The 18,072-nt window shown below is 56.2% G+C and carries 15 protein-coding genes; 8 read left to right on the top strand and 7 right to left on the bottom strand.

All coding sequences use genetic code 11. From position 1 onward, the window contains the following. Positions 1–31: 31 nt before the first annotated feature. The 3 genes from PVA19_RS10585 to PVA19_RS10575 all read right to left on the bottom strand — a co-directional run bounded on the left by PVA19_RS10585 (position 32) and on the right by PVA19_RS10575 (position 2,260). On the bottom strand, positions 32–586 hold the full coding sequence (locus tag PVA19_RS10585) for a GNAT family N-acetyltransferase (protein WP_274102387.1): 555 nt from the start codon (positions 584–586) through the stop codon (positions 32–34). A 391-nt stretch (positions 587–977) separates the two neighbouring features. Further along, entirely contained in the window at positions 978–1,535 is a 558-nt protein-coding gene (locus PVA19_RS10580) for a nucleotidyltransferase domain-containing protein (RefSeq protein WP_274102386.1), read from the bottom strand. Between the two features lie 98 nt (positions 1,536–1,633). Further along, positions 1,634–2,260 (bottom strand): hypothetical protein, encoded by a 627-nt coding sequence (locus PVA19_RS10575; RefSeq protein ID WP_274102385.1) that lies wholly within the window; start codon positions 2,258–2,260, stop codon positions 1,634–1,636. A gap of 239 nt (positions 2,261–2,499) precedes the next feature. Here PVA19_RS10575 and PVA19_RS10570 point away from each other — a divergent pair, with 239 nt between their 5' ends. Further along, on the top strand, positions 2,500–3,294 hold the full coding sequence (locus tag PVA19_RS10570; protein WP_274102383.1) for a hypothetical protein: 795 nt from the start codon (positions 2,500–2,502) through the stop codon (positions 3,292–3,294). Between the two features lie 18 nt (positions 3,295–3,312). On the opposite strand, the gene PVA19_RS10565 is transcribed toward PVA19_RS10570, so the two are convergent. Further along, positions 3,313–4,650 carry a hypothetical protein gene (locus PVA19_RS10565; protein WP_274102382.1) on the bottom strand — a complete coding sequence of 446 codons (1,338 nt, stop codon included), beginning with the start codon at positions 4,648–4,650 and terminating at the stop codon, positions 3,313–3,315. 570 nt (positions 4,651–5,220) lie between these two features. On the opposite strand from PVA19_RS10565, the gene PVA19_RS10560 reads away from it, so the two are divergent. Then, the gene (locus PVA19_RS10560) at positions 5,221–5,745 is read left to right on the top strand and encodes a metallophosphoesterase family protein (protein WP_274102381.1); all 525 of its coding nucleotides are present in this window, start codon (positions 5,221–5,223) and stop codon (positions 5,743–5,745) included. Positions 5,746–5,987: 242 nt separating this feature from the next. Here the strand turns inward: PVA19_RS10560 and PVA19_RS10555 are convergent, their stop codons facing one another. Next, positions 5,988–7,724 carry an AAA family ATPase gene (locus PVA19_RS10555; protein WP_274102380.1) on the bottom strand — a complete coding sequence of 579 codons (1,737 nt, stop codon included), beginning with the start codon at positions 7,722–7,724 and terminating at the stop codon, positions 5,988–5,990. Between the two features lie 97 nt (positions 7,725–7,821). After that, positions 7,822–8,616 carry a hypothetical protein gene (locus PVA19_RS10550; RefSeq protein ID WP_274102379.1) on the bottom strand — a complete coding sequence of 265 codons (795 nt, stop codon included), beginning with the start codon at positions 8,614–8,616 and terminating at the stop codon, positions 7,822–7,824. Positions 8,617–9,060: 444 nt separating this feature from the next. On the opposite strand from PVA19_RS10550, the gene PVA19_RS10545 reads away from it, so the two are divergent. Genes PVA19_RS10545 through PVA19_RS10525 form a run of 5 tightly spaced genes read left to right on the top strand, consistent with a single transcriptional unit; the run spans position 9,061 to position 14,325 of the window. Beyond that, positions 9,061–9,726: a thermonuclease family protein gene (locus PVA19_RS10545; protein ID WP_337993151.1), complete on the top strand. Its 666-nt coding sequence runs from the start codon at positions 9,061–9,063 to the stop codon at positions 9,724–9,726. Further along, positions 9,656–11,188, top strand: coding sequence for a hypothetical protein (locus PVA19_RS10540; protein ID WP_274102378.1), 1,533 nt, complete (start codon positions 9,656–9,658; stop codon positions 11,186–11,188). The genes PVA19_RS10545 and PVA19_RS10540 overlap by 71 nt, the downstream gene beginning before the upstream one ends. After that, positions 11,175–11,993 carry a hypothetical protein gene (locus PVA19_RS10535; protein ID WP_274102377.1) on the top strand — a complete coding sequence of 273 codons (819 nt, stop codon included), beginning with the start codon at positions 11,175–11,177 and terminating at the stop codon, positions 11,991–11,993. The genes PVA19_RS10540 and PVA19_RS10535 overlap by 14 nt, the downstream gene beginning before the upstream one ends. Next, positions 11,990–13,324, top strand: coding sequence for a methyl-accepting chemotaxis protein (locus tag PVA19_RS10530; protein WP_274102376.1), 1,335 nt, complete (start codon positions 11,990–11,992; stop codon positions 13,322–13,324). Before PVA19_RS10535 ends, PVA19_RS10530 begins: the two co-directional genes overlap by 4 nt. Further along, on the top strand, positions 13,321–14,325 hold the full coding sequence (locus PVA19_RS10525; protein ID WP_274102375.1) for a hypothetical protein: 1,005 nt from the start codon (positions 13,321–13,323) through the stop codon (positions 14,323–14,325). Before PVA19_RS10530 ends, PVA19_RS10525 begins: the two co-directional genes overlap by 4 nt. A 413-nt stretch (positions 14,326–14,738) precedes the next feature. Here the strand turns inward: PVA19_RS10525 and PVA19_RS10520 are convergent, their stop codons facing one another. After that, positions 14,739–15,950 carry a trypsin-like peptidase domain-containing protein gene (locus PVA19_RS10520; RefSeq protein WP_274102374.1) on the bottom strand — a complete coding sequence of 404 codons (1,212 nt, stop codon included), beginning with the start codon at positions 15,948–15,950 and terminating at the stop codon, positions 14,739–14,741. A 228-nt stretch (positions 15,951–16,178) separates the two neighbouring features. Here PVA19_RS10520 and PVA19_RS10515 point away from each other — a divergent pair, with 228 nt between their 5' ends. Beyond that, a complete protein-coding gene (locus PVA19_RS10515) occupies positions 16,179–18,068 on the top strand; it encodes a DNA cytosine methyltransferase (RefSeq protein ID WP_274102373.1) in 1,890 nt (629 codons plus the stop codon). Positions 18,069–18,072 lie beyond the last annotated feature (4 nt).

Here is an 18,072-nt window from a genome sequence, read left to right as displayed (position 1 = left end):
GTAGTCGGATGACAGATGTTGAAGACCGTTTCTAGGTGACATCCAAACGCATCAAAATCTCATCGTGATACGTATCTCCAACCTTGAGTGCTTCGGCCTCAAGAGCCCAACGTCTGAAACCGACAGACTCATAGAGGTTTATCGCCGCTCCGTTGTTGGCTTCCACGCAGAGCCTTATCGATTTAACGGAGTGCTCCAGTTCGGATATCGCCGCCATGAGTAAAAGCCGCCCCAACCCACGACTACGCGCTGAAGGGCTGACATACATGCCCCAAATAGAAGCTATGTGTCGCGTCTTCTCAGCTTGAGAGGACTTGATACCAATTGTGCCAACAATAGTCTGTTGATCAGAGAACCCGCCGATAACATAGCCGCTTTCCAGTCTTTTGGCGAAGTGCGGTTCATCAAATTCATTTTCATCCGCCCACGAAGCGCCAAACGCTTCGGGATGCTTGTACAGTGCCTGTAAACGGATATGCCGAAACGCTGGTGCATCCGCCGCACGCAATCGCCGTAATTCGAAGCGTTCCAATACAAACCCCATAGCCTTGACGCCAATTCCGATAAGTATGATCAGATGATCCACGCTCGATTTCAAGGCGGTTCAAGGGGCTATCTGCCTCAGCAGCCACTAAAGAATTGTTTTAGTTCCATAATCTATATTATGCGATCTTCGTGTGTAGCGCCCATCTTGGTAATGCGACAGTTGGGCCGGACAGAAATGCAATAGTCCCCTCTCACTCACTGTTATTCGCACCGACATCTTGCCGAGCCGCGCCCTAGTTTGCCAGATTGTCGATCGCCGCGGCCTAAAACTCAGAACGGCGTAATCGGCTTTGAGGAACTCGCAGCGATCGGCGAAACTCAGGAGATGGTTGCAAGGATATGGAGGCAGCGAACTTGGCGCTAGCACTTCAGTCAGAAGAGCGTCTGGACTAACCGCTGTAAAGTGCCACGCGTGTTGGCGAAGGTCTCGCTCATCTGATCCTTTCAAAAATCATGATCCGCAGCCCCTCCACTATCGACCTGACGACGCGATCGCCCTGTGCATTGTTCCATTCCTCGTCGGTATAGAGATTCAGGTCTATTCGTCTTCCGAGCGCTCTCTCCAAGCGCTCTAGAACTTCACCCAGATCAAATAGGTCTACGCTCCCGACAAGCATGAGATCGACGTCGCTCTGCGGCTTGTCAGTTCCTTGGGCGATCGACCCGAAGACGAAAGCTTCGCTGATTTGTTCTCGGTGCTTGCAGAGTTCTTCACTGATGACGTAGGCAAGCCCGAAGGTCTTGAGGCAGATCGAGCGAAGCTCGGAATAGATCGGATTCTGCTTGTTTGCCGAATACAGGCGTTGATTTCCGCGTGGTGTCTTCGTGACGACCCCGGAGTTCTCGAACTGCTCGAGGATTCGCTTCCCCGCGCCCTGCCCCGGCCCTCCGATCGCGATAAGCTCGTTGGCGCCATATTGTCGGTCCGGTTGGAGAAGCAACGCGCTCAGCATCCTCTGTTTCCGTTCTGAGAGAAGAAAATCGACCATCGACACGTCGCACCCATATTTGGTTCGATTGCACCAGAAATTGGAGGTGCCCGTTTTACTTCTTCACGCTATGCCTCGCAACTGGCCTATCTACTCGGTCAGCGCCCTGCTAGTTCATCCGTGCGAAGCGCGGAGTAGCCGGCAGCGATTGCCTTCACGAAAGATCGGAGTTGGTCGTCCACTGCGACATCGCGGCTGTAGGCAGGCCTGTTGGGATGATCAAGCAGGACGATGGCATGCAAGGCCGTTAATACGGTCTTTGCAGTCGCGTTGATCGTCTCGCCATCAATTTCCGGCATGATCTGCGCGAGCGGAGCCTTTAGATGGGACACCAACGACTGGAACCCGGTGTCTAGAGCTGGATGCAATGCTTGCGATATTGGCATGGGTGCAAGCAGAGCCGCGCACCGTTCGGGATGTTTTCGCGCGAAGACGAGGTAGGAGTTGGCGAACGCGGAGAGCTTGTCGGCGGCCTGCATCGAACCCTGACCGGATCCGTTATGTCTCAACGCATCGTTCAGCTCCTTCAACGTCATCGAGTTTGCGGCATTTATGATCTCGCCGAAATCTTCGTACATCGTGTAGAGCCAGCCAACAGTCTTTCGCATGCCCTTGGCCACCGAGCGGGCTGAAACTTTCTCGAGGCCCATCTCCGCGATCTGGGCGGAGCAGACTTCGGCGATCTTCCGCTTGATTGAGGCTCTTTCGTCTGGGCTGTATGTCATGTGGCGTCCAAAGTTTCTCCCTTCTTGCCACACCGCTGTGAAGGATTGGTTATCTGCGCTGTCAAGGATTGGCGTGATGAGATGCTTCTCGCTTTGTCGTCAACGTTCCGAACCACATGTCTGTTCGCTTCGTCGAAATCGGTTCTTGCTTGCGACGTTCCAAGCCAGAGTTGGGCTCTCGGGTGGCGAGCCGGACAACGTGGCCTCGAATGCCTGGACAAGCGCAAGGAGCATTCAGCGTGGCTGCCAACCTGAACAATTTCGAGGTGACGTTTCTCGGCAACGGTACCGAAAGCCGACTGATCGTGAGGGCTGACGGCCTCGAGCAGGCTTTGAAGGCGGCGCGGATCAAGCTGAAGATGCGGAACTTAGCGGACTTTGAAGTCACAGGCGTCAGGCGTCAGGGGCCTGCGCATACTGCCTTGTTCGAGCGGGACGTCGACCTCTCCGATCCGTTCGCGGTGCTGTTCCAGGTCGCGAGCGCTATGCAGGCGGACCTCTCGCTCACCCTCGATGGGGAAACGCCCGAGTCCGTCGCGTTCTTTCTGGCGGCGAAATGTCTTGAGGACCACGGGTACGAGCGACCCGAAGCAATGGCTGGGGAAGCGTTGAGGCTTGAGGAATACACGGCAGTTGGATGGCGCTGGGGCATTGACTACGATGACGATCGGCCGTTGCTTGATCCAATCAGGTGCATGTCCGATATTGCCTACGAACTTCTAGAGGAATGGAACCCCAACGGGGAACGAAAACTGACTTGGGAAGAGGAGGATGGCCTCCGGTATGGCACCCATCCTCCTATCGACTTCGACGATGGCGTTGAATTCGCCGATAATACAATCGCCTATGCATATCTACTTCTCGCCGGTGCCTATAAGTTCGTTGAGCACAAGGATGATACCCTAACGCATTTTGCGGTACGTATCGCGGGCCGTTTCATGCTAGCGAATCCCACTGCTTCGGAGGTGATAGCGAACAGTTTTAGGCGAGACGAGCCCGCTCCAACATGGGCTGGCGTTCCGAAGAACTGGTGACGTGGCGGAGACACAAATCTAAGCCCGCTGTCTGAATTCACGCACGAGATTGTTCCCCTTCAATATGAGATAGGAAGTGGATGGGACCGGTCTGGTCGACGGGGGCTTCGGAAGAGATATCACCTCCCGAAGGCATGGGATCCGATCAAAGCCGCTTTCGCGCAACTCGAGAAGTTCCTTTCGGCAACCGGAGGCCATCGAGGCTTGGAACAGCGTCTCGATCTGCCCACGGGTAAGCGCGGTCGCAAGAGTGGAGTCTTCTCGCTCGAGATACGAAGCAAGATCCGTCCCGCCTTCTTCATCGGTTCTCTTTACCTCTTCCAATAGATGTTCAAACATCCTGTTCTTGAGGCTAGTGTTGAAGAGCGCAGGAAGATCGGGATGTGCCCAGAACCGACGCAGCACGACGTCCACCGTCTTCGGGTAGCCTGTATCAATGCATGGATCTTTGAGGTGGTCTGCTATGGCGACCAAGAGCGCCGTCGGACTTCTTACCGATCCTTTGGCGGAAGGCGTCTCAAGGGACTCAGTAAACTTTGCAAACGTGTCGTCCAGTCGCTTGCGGTTTTCACCACTTATCATCGACAGGAGTTCAGGACGAACGACGCACATGTCCACCAGAAAAGCGTCGTTCTGTGGACTGAAGCCTCTCTTTCCAAAGAACTCGGTCGAGATAATCGAGTGTAATTTCGGTCGGTCCAGGTGCAATAGTCCTAATAGGAACCATAGCGATTTCGAATCTTCGTCGAAGTTGTCATTGAGTAGCCACTTTTTCAGCTTGCTGATGAGCTTGTAGTAGTCCGACTCGTCGAAAATTGCGATTTCCTCGTCTACTTTTCTTGCGACGTCGTCGATGATCGGGACGGTGAAGAACCCTTCAGTGTAGATATCGCGCTTCAACGTGTCGATTTTAAACTGAAGGGGCCTTGCCTGTTCGCACAGGAAGTACGTCACAGCCTTCTCGAACACATAATATGCGTCCTTTGCCGTTGCAGCAGAGCAGTTCGGGTGGGCGGCATGATTGCGCTTGTTGAGAATTTCACCCAATGCATCGGTTTCAACGACAGGCACAACTCCGGTTTCCCGGAGCTTCGTAAGGAGCGCGCCTTCATATGTCTTTTTGTCGTTCAACGCTTCTTTTACAGCGGCGACTACTTTCTCCGCCCGGCTTACTTGCCCTGCTTGTAATTCCTCCATGCGCGCCCGCACGGCGTCGAACACCGCATTGCAGGTCATAATGATGCACGCCCGGTACGCTCCGGCGTCGTAGCAGCGCACCGCTTCCGCCACGTAGTCGGAAGTGCGGTGCTGTCGTACTCGCCTATGGAGGTGGTAGATTGGTGGAACGTCAGTCACGGGGAGCCTCGGAGCTATTTTAGCGGTATCCGACTTCTTCAACTGCCAGGTCTTAACGCCAAGTTCCCAAATTCTGGCAAATGCCTCTATCCTTAATGAATTCGGGCAAGGCAGCACGGCCCGCGCCATCCTGTCGACTGGCTCAAGTCCTTCGATCCAAATACGATCGCCGCGACTTATGAGCCTCGCTTCATATTCTTGTCTTTAAGGGTTTGAGAGGCGTTTTATCGAAAGAATCACCAGCTCCGGACGACCTTCGAAATCCGCCCAACGCAGGCAAGGCATCTTCATGTCAGCAGTCATACGCCTGCAGTAGGCATCGAATTCTGATTCAGCGTGGTAAGCAGCGGAATGGACGCGAGCTTTCGACACTTCAAATCTCGTAGTTCATGGAAAAGATTTGCGGAACCTGGAACTTGCGGAGATCGCCTCTGACGTCGATACAGTTTCATAGTCGGGCGTCGGCCGGAACGGCGAGTGACAAGGTGTCCTGCTTTCGAGCTACACGCGCCGACGGCTCCGATAGCTGAGAGGATCAGCAACCGAGTCAACTACTGCATTGGATAACCGATGATCTATTTTACCGCAGATACTCATTTCGGCGATCCACGCGTCCTGCGCCTCGACAGACGACCGTTTGCCAACATGGTCGAACACGACGCCGAGCTCATTCGGAACTGGAACGACGCCGTCGGGCCTGAAGACGAGGTCTGGCATCTGGGGGACGTCATGTCGGCAAGAGCCGGTGATTGCTCAGAGCTGCTATCCAAGCTGAACGGTCGCAAGCACCTGATCGTCGGCAACAACGACGCGGAGATGACGACGGGGTCCCCAGGTTGGGAGAGCGTGCAGCATTACGTCGAGCTCCGGCTGGGCGGTTATCACCTCATCCTATGCCACTACGCGTTCCGGACGTGGAACCAGATGGGAAAGAAGTCGATCAATCTGCACGGCCATTCCCACGGCCGTCTGAAGCCCCTTCCCCGGCAGTTCGACGTCGGCGTCGACGCGCAGGGTCTCCGCCCCGTTACGCTCGATGTCATCCTGTCGAGGAAGCCTGTCGTCATTGCACGGCACGATTTGCTTGAAGAATAGCACCCGCATGCTCACGTCGACGGATGACCGTTCGGTGTGATGGCCAGACGGCGCGGAAGCCCATTTGGCTCTTGCGCGACGAATGCTGGTCGGGAATCCTTCGGCAGTCATCTGTTTACAGACAGGCGGAAGTCAAACGCAACAGCCGCCAAGCCGGGAGCGTCGCATCGTTGGCTGACGCAGGCGCCTTGAAGCTGGACGCCTACGACTTCATCTCCGGATAGCGACAACTTGTCATTCCCTTATCGGAACAGCGCCCTCGCCCGATCTCCATCGACGGCGCCCTCCAAATCGAGGATGTCGGCGAGTTCTTTCACGAACTCCAGCCGCCCGCGGACGATCTCCATCGCTCGCACTAGCTGGGTATCCAGGATCTGCTCAACCTGGCGATTCAGCGCAGGCAGCGCGCGTCGAAGCGCCTCCCTTTCTATTTGGTCGCGGGCGTTGAAATGACCGAGGTTCCTGCCCATCCCGGCCTGTGCGATCATAGCGGTCGCCTGGTCGGCGGCGGCGTGAAGATCGCTCCCGACGCCGCCGCCCGAGCCGTCGAGATGTTCGCCATAGACGACGAGCTCCGCCGCCATTCCACCTAGACCCATCGCGATTGCGTCAAGGAAGTATCCGCTGTTCCGCAAGCGCTCCGAGTCCTCGAACAACGTGCCGCCGCCAACGGGTGAGTTCTGCGTGAAAGCGTGTCTAACCACTACGCCGGTGAGTTCCCCGACGTCCAGCGCGAGGCCCACGGCGGCATGCCCCGCCTCGTGTACCGCGATCCGCCTGCGGAGCTCTCCCTTGATCGGCGTCGCGGGCGGCAGTGCTGCACGCAGATCGTCGACGGTAAGAGGTTCTTCGCGTCTGCGGGCACGACGCAGCGCTCTCTTCGCGACGTTGGCTAGATCGGCCCCGGAGAAACCGTCACATTCAAACGCCGCCTGCGCGATCTGCTGGTCGCTCAGTTCCTCGGGAAGGTATCCACGAAGAATGCGTGCTCTCGCCGACGAGTCCGGAAGGGGCACGCGAATGTGTGTTCCTAATCTGCCAGGGCGGAGCAGCGCTGCATCGATCTTCTGAGGATGGTTGCACGCGCCGACTACGACGACCCCGTCCCTGCGACCGACGCCGTCTAGGCACTCCAGCAGGCCTGAGACTACCTCGGTGCAGTACTGGGCGCTCCGGTCGTCGAAGCGAGCGCGGTCTCCAATGCTGTCGAATTCGTCGAGGAGCAGGACGCAGGGTGCTTTCGCCGCAGCTTCCTCGAACGTGGCTCTCATCGCCTCTAGTAGATCTCCCAGGTGACCGCGCGACTGCCACTGGGCCAGCGACGACGCCACGAAGGACATGCCGCAACTCTTCGCGACCGCATTGGCGAACATCGATTTTCCGACGCCTGGGGGTCCTGAAAGGAGCAATCCGGCGTCGATATCGCTCCATGAGATAGCGCCTCGTCGCCAAGCGTCCACATCGTCGGCGAGGTCTCGGGCCCAATCCGACGCCATGCCATATCCGTGCAACTCCTCGATCCCCGGAGGGTCGTCGGAATGGTCCCGTCGGGGGTGCGCCTCGCGCAGTCTCTCTAGGGCCAGATTAGCGTCCCTGCCCGGTCGGATCGCGGCCAGTACATCGGCAATTGGGTACACCAGCATTCTCTGGATCTCCGCGACGGGGATCTCCCTATCCTCGAGCAGACGGACCGCGTGCGCGATGGTCGCCGCGCCCACCGGCTCCGCATCCACGACGGCGTCCACTGCCGCGAGAACTGTTCGAGGGAGCGGCAGATCGCGCCTCACCACGATCAACACCCTGTCTGCGAGCCTCAGGGCTGAAGTAATTTCGGAAAAGTCGACGCCGCCCTTGGGTCCCTTGAGGGCCTCGCACACTTCGATTTCCTCGACCTCGGGCATGATTTTAGGTAGGTCCACTGCAGCGGTGACGAAGTCTTTCAAAAGATCATCCGGAACACGAACAACCAGCGCAAACATCTTGTTTTCGATAAGGTTTATTGTGCGTTCCAGCGTACTTCGCAAAGCCAGTGTGCATGCGACATGAGCGAGCGCGGACGAACTATTGGTTTTCAATCTACGCATTGCACCCGCTCCTGAAGATGCTCACGGTGGTGGTCGGTGCGATGGGTTCAACGTCAAGTTCGAGCGCCACGAAACGATGTAGAATCAGCGACGACAGGCCTGCCATCGGGTTGATCTCTTTGAATGCATCGAGGCACTCTGCGACTGTCGCGGATCCTTCGTGCTCGAGAGCCGACAAGATGCGCATACGATCGCCGAGTGGGCATCGATAACGCGCATAGCGAAGAAGGTCCTTGGCGTTCTGCAGACGATAGCCGGAATTGATTTGTGCCCTTGACGCGTACGTATGCGTGAACCGGCCGCATGCCGCGATTTCGGTTAGCTCCGGGTCGCCTCTTTCTTCTCGGACGCTGATGTAGACATCCTGTCCATTTGCGTAGCTCGCCATGAAATCTGGCACCTCGCCCCTCCAGCCTCGCTGGAGTAGAAGGATATCCATTCCCGTGGGACGGCAGCACCAGGCGACGACGTCGTCGTCCAAGTCGAGCAGACATGCCTGATCGCGCGCAAGCTGGCTTTTGAAATAGGGAGTGTTCGTGCAGCGCACGGTTCCAAATGGACGGAAGCGTTCGACAGGCCCGGATCCGTCTGTGCGCAGTCGGAGACCTGCAAGGTCTGTAGGTTTCATCGTCATCTCCACAACAAACATGCAATGACCGCCGGTTCCCCGGCGGAATGTCAGCGTTGTTGAGGTTGTCGACGAAATTTGATCATGGCGGAACAAATACGGAACAAAGCAGAGGGCGTCAAGGCGCCGATTCGAGTATTTGTTGCTTCTGTCGATCATGAAGGATTCCCGGCGCTCGGGAGTGCGCTGGATCCGCAACGCAGCTATCTGTAGTAGATTTTACATATCGCTCCAGTTTCGTTTCAGCAAATCAGCGGACTTCTTTCCCAATCTCCTGGAGCGCCGGTCTGTCATACTGTCGAAGAGCCGCGGCTGCTCCATCATCCAGATGCCACGGTGAAACTGGTGACTTTATTTCGGTCTTCTAGCGTCCTACCCCCGAGGGTCGACGCGCGCTCGACAATTACCTTCTTGAGTGCTTCATGTCCCGGCACACGGGCTGCGCGACGGCTCTTGCGTCTTCCGCCCACAACGAACCTTCCCCCCTTGATCAGCAGCCACGAGAGTCAAGACGTCTCCCGTAAGCTCAATTTATACGGGGGAACCTGGTTAGCCAGATTGCTACTAGAGCAGAAGTTGTAGTAGTATCCTCTACATATCGGGGTGCTCTCATTGAAATGTCTTTTCGTAATCGTGTTGGTAGCACTGCTACCTGCAAACGCATGCGCCTCTAATGTCAGAGTTGTTGACGGAGACACCTTGGATGTGAATGGCGTGCGATATCGCCTTCATGGAATCGACGCTCCGGAAGCTAGCCAGACATGCGCTGATCAAGTGGGATCTCGGTGGGATTGCGGCCAAGCAGCGATTGCTCTCATCAAGAAACTTATCGTCACCGGATCAGTCACTTGCGATGATCGAGGCCAGGACGCTTACGGAAGAACGCTTGCCGTCTGCTTCGCAGGTAATAAAGATATCAACGCTGAAATGGTTCGAAGCGGAATGGCCTGGGCTTTCCGACGATACTCTCTCGACTACGCTCCACTTGAGACTATCGCGGCAGGCGCTCGTGTCGGGGTCTGGCAGGCAGCGACTGAGACGCCGTGGGATTATCGTTCCCAACGATGGAGGTCCTCAGACAACTCAGCGCCAGATCCTGCATGTCCAATCAAAGGCAATGTGAGCCGGAAGCAGGAAAAGATATACCACGTTCCTTGGTCAAAAGACTACGGCAAGACCAAAATCGACGAAAACAAAGGTGAGCGGTGGTTCTGCTCCGAAGATGAGGCGATTGCTGCAGGTTGGCGAGCCCCAAGCTGGGGTTATTGAAGAAGAAGATTACATGGCACCAAAATTTGACTCACTGAACAAGCTCTTCGAAACCCTGCGCGATTCAAGTCATGACTTTCGCGTGACGACAAATCCGTTTCCTCCGATGGACGCTGAAAAGCTATCCAAAACTCTAGAGCTTTCGGAGAAGGCTGACCGCAATGGCCGACAGAACCTGCCACCGACTGACGCAACAGAAATGGACGACGTCGAGCGGTCTATTGTGGACCGAGTTGAGAGCCAAAGGGACGATTCCTATCAAGTTGTCGAAGATCAGCTTTCAACCTACGCTACCCGTCTCAGAAACTTGGATTTCGACGGTCACTTCGGGCAGATCCAACTGGCAAATCATGCGAGCGTGGCAGATTTCAAAGTTGAGGTTGCTGGAGGACGGGACGAACTTCACGGTCTACGCAAGGACCTAAGAGAGCGCGACGTCGAACTCGCGGAATTTCGCGAAAAGAACGGCCTTCAGAAGCGCGTAGCCAGAACCAAGGGCGGCGTCGCAACCACGGCTAAATGGCTGGTTATCGCTGCGCTCCTGATCGTGGAGACATGGGTCAACGGGACATTCCTTGCAGTTGGTAGCAATCAGGGTTTCCTTGGCGGTATTATGTACGCCCTCGCCTTTGCTTTCGCGAACGTGATCCTGACGGTCCTACTTGGCCTATACGTGGTGCCTCGCATCGTGCACCGATCTTTCCTCTGGAGAATGGTGGGATTGGCGGGGATAGCTGCATGGCTCGTTGTCGCCGTGTCGGTCAATTTGGTGATGGCGCATTATCGAGAAGTCTCCGCGACGATGGTCGACGCCATAGGGCCCGAAGTGATGCGGCGTCTAAATGAGGCGCCGCTTGCGATGAGCGACATCGACTCGTGGGTTCTCTTCGTCACGGGAATGATTTTCTCGTTGATAGCTTTGATCGACTCCCTACTGATCTCGGATCCCTACCCCGGATACGCCGGCACACACGAGCGCTATGTCGCTGCCCGCCAAGCGTATGTAGATCGCAAAAGGGACCTGATCGACGAGCTCACCGACATCCGAAACGATCATAATGAGAAGGTGGAGTGGATCGTCCGCGAACTGTCCACGCGGAGGAAGGAGTCCGCCTCTATCCTCGATGCACGCGCGCGGATGGTCGGCCTTTTCGCGGAACATCAGGATCATCTAGAGCTGGTGGCACAAAAGCTCCTTGCGTACTACAGGGAGGCTAACAGACAGGCGCGAACAACAGCCCAGCCCGTGCATTTCAAGTCACATTACACGATGATGAGGCGCGACATCACTCTAAGCACCGAGAACGACTGGAGCGACAAGGATCTCGCCGAACGTATCCAAGAAGCCCAGGATCAGCTCAAAGCCCAGATGAAACAGATAAGCGTCGAATTCGAAGCCGCCGTCACGGCTTACCACCAACTAGACAATCTATTCCCGGAGACGTCCAATGGCCCGGCATAGACGTAGAAGGCGCAAAAGCTCCTCGTCAGTCTGGGCTTGGATTGCGATCGTCGTACTGGTGCTCTTCATCGGCGCCGCTGCTTCGTCCATGGTCTACTTGAAGCTCCGCGCCGGAAACGAGGCGGAGCTCGGTGAAAATCTCTGCCCAGCAGATGGACCTAAATCGGTCACCGCGTTCTTGCTGGATGCTACCGACCCAGTCTCCGAAGTGACAAAGGCTGACCTGCAGAACCAGTTTCAGAAGATCGTCGGGCAAGTTCCCAAAGGCGGCCTTATAGAGGTCTTTGCTTTGACGGAAAAGGAAGGGGCTCTGACAAGGACGTTCAGCGGATGCAACCCTGGTGACGAGGCGTCGGCCGATCCCTGGACGTCGAACCCGAAGAAGATCCGCGACCGTTGGAAGACAGCCTTCGGCGATCCCCTCAATAGCATAATACCGAATTCCAACACCGGTTCGACATCAAGCCAGTCACCGATCATGGCAGGCATACAACGGATAGTCATCGAAGGATTTTCCAAGCCGGATTTGGATGGTCTGCCTAAGCAGCTATATGTCGCATCTGACATGCTCGAGCACACGCCGACGTACTCAATGTACAGAAGCGGCGTCGGCTACGAAACATTTACGAAGAGTGCTGCGCGCGATCTCTATAGGACCCCGTTGGCGGGCATTGAGGTCAAGATTCTGGCGTTTCAGCGTCCCGGAGCGCCTTCGGCGGACGACATTGCCGAATTCTGGGTATCGTGGATTAGATCTAACGAAGGCGAACTGCTCGGATACGAGAGATTGGCAGGCATGAAATGAGCTCCGTCTCCACCAGGGATGCTATTCGCCACAACGGCCCAATTGCGGTGTTTGTCGGATTGACGATCATCGGAGCGACGACAATCTGGTTTGGAAAGCTGTACGACCTCGATATCGTCTTGGTCACAGTGATACCAGTCTTGCTCATGCTAGCATATTTTGCCCTGAACATGTTGCCGGGCCTCAGACTGCTAAACGAGCAGGCCGGCGACAATCTCTACTATATGGGGTTCATCTTCACGCTCACCAGCCTCGGCATCTCCCTGTTCAAGTTCACAGGACAGGCGTCGATCGAAGACGTCGTAAGGAATTTCGGCGTCGCGATCGTATCCACCATCGCAGGTATCGCGCTACGAATATTCTTCAATCAGATGCGCCGCGATCCCGTAGACATAGAAAGAGCTGTCCGGCACGAACTTGCAGAGATGACCCGCAGGGTTAGGAGCGAACTAGACTCTTCGGCGATGGAGTTCTCGACCTACCGCCGTACCAGCAACCAGATGCTGTCGGAAGGATTCGAAGAGATCGCCAAGCAGGCCGCGCTAAACGGTGAGGCCGTTAGGTCGTCACTTGAAGCGATGTCGCTGAAGGCAACGACTACGATCGATGAGACGGCAACGCGCTTGATGGCGACGCTTGAGCAAACTCAATCAAATCTCTCTGAAATCACTGAGAAAAATAGCAAGACAACCACCGACCTCTCATCACGTTTAGAGAAGTCGATGGGAGTGGTCGAAGACAAGCTCGTTGCGCTTGCGGCGACGCTGGAAAATCTCGAAAAGAGATACAGCGCAGCTAAATCTCCCGATGAAGTCATCAGGATCGAGGTGTCTCCAACGGTTTCCGAGCTTAAAGAGCTTGTTTCGACGTCAACCGTAGCAATCGCTCAGAATGCCCGAACCACGCAAGAAACTGCGAAGAAAATTGTGACCGCCCTGTCCGCGTTCAAAAGCACCGCAGCTTCTCTCGACAAGCTATCGAAAGAACTCACGTCTTCCAGCGCAGCCGACGAGAAAGCTTCTCAGGCTCTCGGTGACCTTCTCAGCACTATCGAAAATGTTGCACCCTCTCTGAAGGTCGCAGCTTCTAATTCGATAGCCAACGGTGAGAGGATCGAAAACCTGACCAAGTCGATCGGAAGCATCCTCATTTCCGCGCCTTCCCAAGGTGCGGCGGCGTCCGTTAGTCCGCCGCCGGTCGAAGCGCGCACAAAGGCCGACAATATCGTGGAGACGGTCCACTTTACCCATGAAGGTTCCAAACCGGCTGCGGCAGTTGATGAAACCGCAGAAGATGGCTCCAAGCCGGCACGCAGTTGGTGGCGGCGATGAGTGAGAGCGCGTCCAGAATTGAAGCCAAGGGCTACAACCGCGGGCTTATTCTCGGCTTCACGATGGCGGAGTCGCTCCTACTTGTAATTTTCTGCCTCCTGCTCGTCGCTGCCGCGGTCATAGCGGCCGAGCGCCAAAAGGCTGCTGATGCCATTGCTGCGCAGGCGAAACAGGCGGAACAAATGCTTAAGTCAGGTTCTGAACGGGAAGAAGTCCTGCGCCTGCAGCGGGAACTAGAAGCTGCCACGAGACAGATTGGACTTTCGGCAACGACCAAGCGACCTGAAGACTGGCGGGAACTTGTAGTGGCGAAGGATACGCTGCAGGTGATCGAGACGAGCTTGTCGGCGAAGGGTCGCGAAGAGCTCGAGAAAAAGATTTCGCAGCTCCAGAGCGAAGGTGCTGCAGCTCAAGTTGCCCGTCTGAAGGCAGCAGACCTCGAACAGTCGGTCAGGGAACTCACTGCCAAAAACGAAACTTTGGAAAAACAGCTAGCTCTGTCAACTGAAGGCTTCAAACCGCATGAATGGCCTCCGATAATCAGCCTCAGCGAAGCCAACGGAAACTACTTCCGTTCAGGGAGTGCAGAGCTCACCAAGGCTTTTGGTGAGAAGCTTAGCGGTTCGATTTCATCTCAGATCGCGGACAATCTTGAGAGCTATGGTGCGGATATCGTCGAGGTTATCGGCCATACTGATGAACAGCCTGTGTCGAGGCCTACGTCCAACATGGACATGACGTCGATCAACGCATTGAACACATCAGCGCCGATTACCTCGCTCGAGCCTGCAGATAACGCGGGCCTCGGCCTAGCAAGAGCGATTGCAGTCGCCAACGTCTTGAGGGCAAATCCCGCCTTGAAAGGCGTCACGGTGCTACCTCTCTCCGGGGCCCAGCTCATTCTTCCTGGAGACGTTCTGACAAACGGCGTAGCTGGAAACTTGGAAACTAGACGAAGGATCGAGATTCGAATTCGTCGCCGGGATGCTGGTTTAAATTAGTGTCAGTCGACTTTTACGTTGATAGCGTGTCTACCGCTCAGAAAGCCATGCTAACCGTCCCATTTATTTCTTTAAATAGCTCTTCCCACCACTATCGGTAGTGCAATAGCGCCCTCCCCTAGGCCCAGTGCAGTACAACCCTGACCGACATGAACACTCGCCCTCCTCCGCCCGAGACATGTTCTCTTTCTCACCGCCGAGCAGCCCAAGGGCGCCGCCCATATACGCGGAACAAGAACGCTTGCTTCCGCTTACCGAGCCGTCGTTGCAGATGAAGGTCTCCCCGCGACAGCCGGCGATGCCTCCTTTGCTTCCACTACATGGAGTGTTTGCGGAGTGAGACGTCGCTGTACCCAGCCCAACGAGAATAAGGATCGCGACAGCGGAGACGCGACTGACAGAAGACTGAGCACTCACTTCAGGCCGAGCTCCACTCCGTTGGCTGCACGCGGCTTGCCTATGCTGCTCTTGAGCCAGCATTCCGATTTCTTGGGGATATAGGAGAAGGCCTTGCACTGGTTTTCGCTGATGCAGGTGGTGAAGCATTCGAGGTAGTTGCTCTTGCGGATCCGCTTGTAGTCGCCGCCAGGGAGATCGACGCCGGAGTAGCTCGTGAAATCGGAGATGATCACGCCGTCAGCCATCGACGGCGCATATGCAGCAACCGCATCCGCGTTGCGGATCAGCGCAACGACGTTGTTCTTCAGAAAACATGCGCGGTGCTTCGTATTGTAAGTGATCGCCCTGCACTGACCATCGTCAGTGCACGTAGCGTTACATTCGCTGTACGAAACGTCCTTCAGCATCCGGTAATCGAAGCCGATAGCATCATAACCCCTCGCATTGACCAACTCCGTTGAAGCATGTCCGGGCGTCGGGAGGCTCGCTGGCGCACTCTCCACCTTCGAGGAGGCCTGCACCTCAGGTTTCCCGTAGCAGAGAACCTGAAAGACCGAAGGCGTGATCTTTTCCGACAGGTCGGCAGTCGCGATGGGCTGCGCGTCAGGAGCGCGCTCGCCGCTGCTGGCAGTCAGCGACTGCGACTGCATGAAAAGATCGGCCACGGACGCTCGGATGGCGAAATTGATGTTCTGGGCAGTTATGCCAATCTCGTCCGCCGTCTTTTTTGAAAAAGTCGCTGTGGTAATTCCCAGTAGGAAGCCGTCGCGGTCGACCACAGGTCCACCGGAGTTGCCTGGCTGGATGGGAGTGGATATCTGGATGTAACGGGTATCGTTACGAAGGCCGGCGAGTGCGTTGACGTTACCCGTGGTGATCTTAACGCTGTCGGACAGAATGTCAGCCAGAGGATAGCCTATCGCGACTATGTCCTCGCCTAGGCGAACGGGCGCCTTCCTGAAGACAATGGGCGTCAAGCTGTCACCCGAAGGAATCCGGATGAGCGCAAGATCGTTCGTCTCATCGACCCTGGGGTCGTCCGCGACGCCCTTCCCTTTAACTTCCACACGTTCGCAGCCGTGAACGACATGAGCGTTCGTCATAAGCCAGCCGTCGGCCGTCACTGCAAACCCGGTACCAGACGATACCGGATCGTCTGCCCACGAATTCGACGCAACTCCGCATGCGAGAATGAATGCGCAGAGCGCTCTCGACCAATTTGTCATTGTAAAGTCCCCAACCTTGGCGACACTAGATTGTAAATTAGTAGGTCTGCAACGAAAAAGTGGCACCGGCTTAGAGGGCGAGATCAGCTTTTAGCAGCCTAAGGCGCTCTTTCATTCTCGAGGATAAAAAGCTTTCTGAAGCCTCCGCGGTCGCTCGCATTTTAGCGATCCGATTACCAGCGTTGAAAGGTTCGATGTCGTATGCACGTCTCAAACAGGGACAACCCATTGGCAGACATCGATCAAAAGGCGCAGGCGCTCTCACTGGCGATCAAGCGGATAACCGACCTGCAGCGGCAGATGACCGACCGTGTCTTGGCGATGGCAGTTGAGATAGAGAAGCTGACAGAAATCGTCCCAGCCGCGGAAGCGAAAGCCTTTCTCAAGGCTCGATGCAATCTGCCAGTCACCGAGCTGTCGACGTATATGGGATTCGCGAAGACCCTGAAGGGCTCGGAGGATGTCCTTCGCAAGGCGCGGGCGTCGTTCCCTGTAGTCAAAGCTCTGGTCGCTGCAGACCAGGACGCCCGTCAGGAGATCCTCGAAAGGATGGAGATCGGCACGCGGATCGATACGAGGGATGTCGCCCTGATCAGGAGGCGGTTGGCCGACGCCAAATTGACGCCCGCTGAAGCGTTGACCGCCGCAAACAAGAAGGCTGTCGCGGCAGCCATACGACGACAGGCGAAGGCGAGTGCTGCCTCCTTCGAGGGACGTATAGCCTCCTTGGTGGAAGAACTGAGGAAGCACTTTCGAGCTGACGGCGAGAGGTCCCCCGTTGCAGAGCGAGAGTTCCGCCAACGGGCCGGAGTTCTCCACGTTGAATGTAACCTCCTCTTCGGCGACGCCAGGAATGATGTGGCTTCAATTAGACCAGCGACACCAGCATTCCGCATCGCGATGGCCCGAAAAGTGCTTGGAGACTTTGCGTCCGGGCAGCTCAGCGAAATCGGGCCGGTGGAGACGAGCGCACTGTCGTCGCTATCGGGCCAAAGCCGAATGGCAGTACGCGGTCTGACTCGCAAACCGCTAGCCACAGTTCCTCCGCGGCACTATCGTCCCCGCGTTATCGAACTGTGTGCAGGTGCCGGCGGGCTAGCGCTGGGCTTGGAACGCGCCGGTTTCGAGAATGTTGCCCTGATCGAAAAAAACAGAAACGCTACGGCTACTCTTCGTGCGAACCGGCCACATTGGAATGTCGTAGAGGCTGACGTCCGGAAAATGGACTTCACCCAATACCGCGATCGGGGGATAGACCTGCTGACCGGGGGCCTTCCCTGCACTCCCTTCAGCACAGTAGGCCAGAAGAAAGGGCAGTACGACAAGAACGACCTGATGAGAGAAGGCCTTCGCGCCGTCCGTGAAATTGCGCCCAAGGCATTCATGTTTGAGACCGTTGAAGGCTTTCTCCACTCGCGCCACTCAGACTACGTTGCTTTCCTTCTGCGCGAGTTTTCGAAGGCCGGATACCCGACGGAAATCCACCGAATCAATGCGAGAGATTACGGCGTCGCTCAGAACAGATCCCGCATCATGTTGCTGGGGCTACGCAAAGACTTGGCCGGCACCTTCCGGATGCCGAGGAAGTTTCCAGAGCTTCACACGAACGTAGGCATCGCCCTCGCCGACCTGATGGGCGAAAACGGCTGGTCAGGCGCGGAAGCATGGCTGAAGTCGATGAGAGATCGCGACTACCTGTCGGATACGATCCGAGGATATCAGGGAAGCGCGCGTGAAGGAGAGGCAATTCGTTCCGGCAAGCAGCAACTTCGATACGCACCTCCAGCGAAAGCGGCGCCGACTGACGAAGAGGCTTCAAAGAAAGGCTTCGTACCTGGACTGACGAACGAAATGCGCGCGAGACTTCAGGGATTTCCGGAGGACTGGCACTTCGTCGGGGGTATCGGGGCCGTGGCCGATCAGATCGGTAACGCGGTCGTACCGGCCGTAGGGCAAGCAATGGGCCTAGCTATGTCATCTGCTCTACAAGGGTGGGAAATCGACTGGGGTGCGATGATGGGAGGTAACGGACCGGTCCGGAAAGCAATTGTGCCACCCTCTATCGACATGAAATGGACTGGGGCGAACAAGGTAGAAGAGATAAACGAAACCGCATAAGCCA

It is taken from the genome of Agrobacterium sp. CNPSo 3708 (genome assembly GCF_028674915.1).
GTDB lineage: Bacteria > Pseudomonadota > Alphaproteobacteria > Rhizobiales > Rhizobiaceae > Agrobacterium > Agrobacterium cavarae.
This window is presented reverse-complemented; position numbering and strand designations above follow the sequence as displayed.

What these genes read in the sequence shown, in the direction of transcription:
- PVA19_RS10525 (WP_274102375.1), top strand. Translation starts at nt 13,321, where the DNA reads ATGAGTGAGAGCGCGTCCAGAATTGAAGCCAAGGGCTACAACCGCGGG.
- PVA19_RS10580 (WP_274102386.1), bottom strand. Translation starts at nt 1,535, where the DNA reads ATGGTCGATTTTCTTCTCTCAGAACGGAAACAGAGGATGCTGAGCGCG.
- PVA19_RS10575 (WP_274102385.1), bottom strand. Translation starts at nt 2,260, where the DNA reads ATGACATACAGCCCAGACGAAAGAGCCTCAATCAAGCGGAAGATCGCC.
- PVA19_RS10530 (WP_274102376.1), top strand. Translation starts at nt 11,990, where the DNA reads ATGAGCTCCGTCTCCACCAGGGATGCTATTCGCCACAACGGCCCAATT.
- PVA19_RS10555 (WP_274102380.1), bottom strand. Translation starts at nt 7,724, where the DNA reads ATGTTTGCGCTGGTTGTTCGTGTTCCGGATGATCTTTTGAAAGACTTC.
- PVA19_RS10520 (WP_274102374.1), bottom strand. Translation starts at nt 15,950, where the DNA reads ATGACAAATTGGTCGAGAGCGCTCTGCGCATTCATTCTCGCATGCGGA.
- PVA19_RS10535 (WP_274102377.1), top strand. Translation starts at nt 11,175, where the DNA reads ATGGCCCGGCATAGACGTAGAAGGCGCAAAAGCTCCTCGTCAGTCTGG.
- PVA19_RS10550 (WP_274102379.1), bottom strand. Translation starts at nt 8,616, where the DNA reads ATGATCGACAGAAGCAACAAATACTCGAATCGGCGCCTTGACGCCCTC.
- PVA19_RS10560 (WP_274102381.1), top strand. Translation starts at nt 5,221, where the DNA reads ATGATCTATTTTACCGCAGATACTCATTTCGGCGATCCACGCGTCCTG.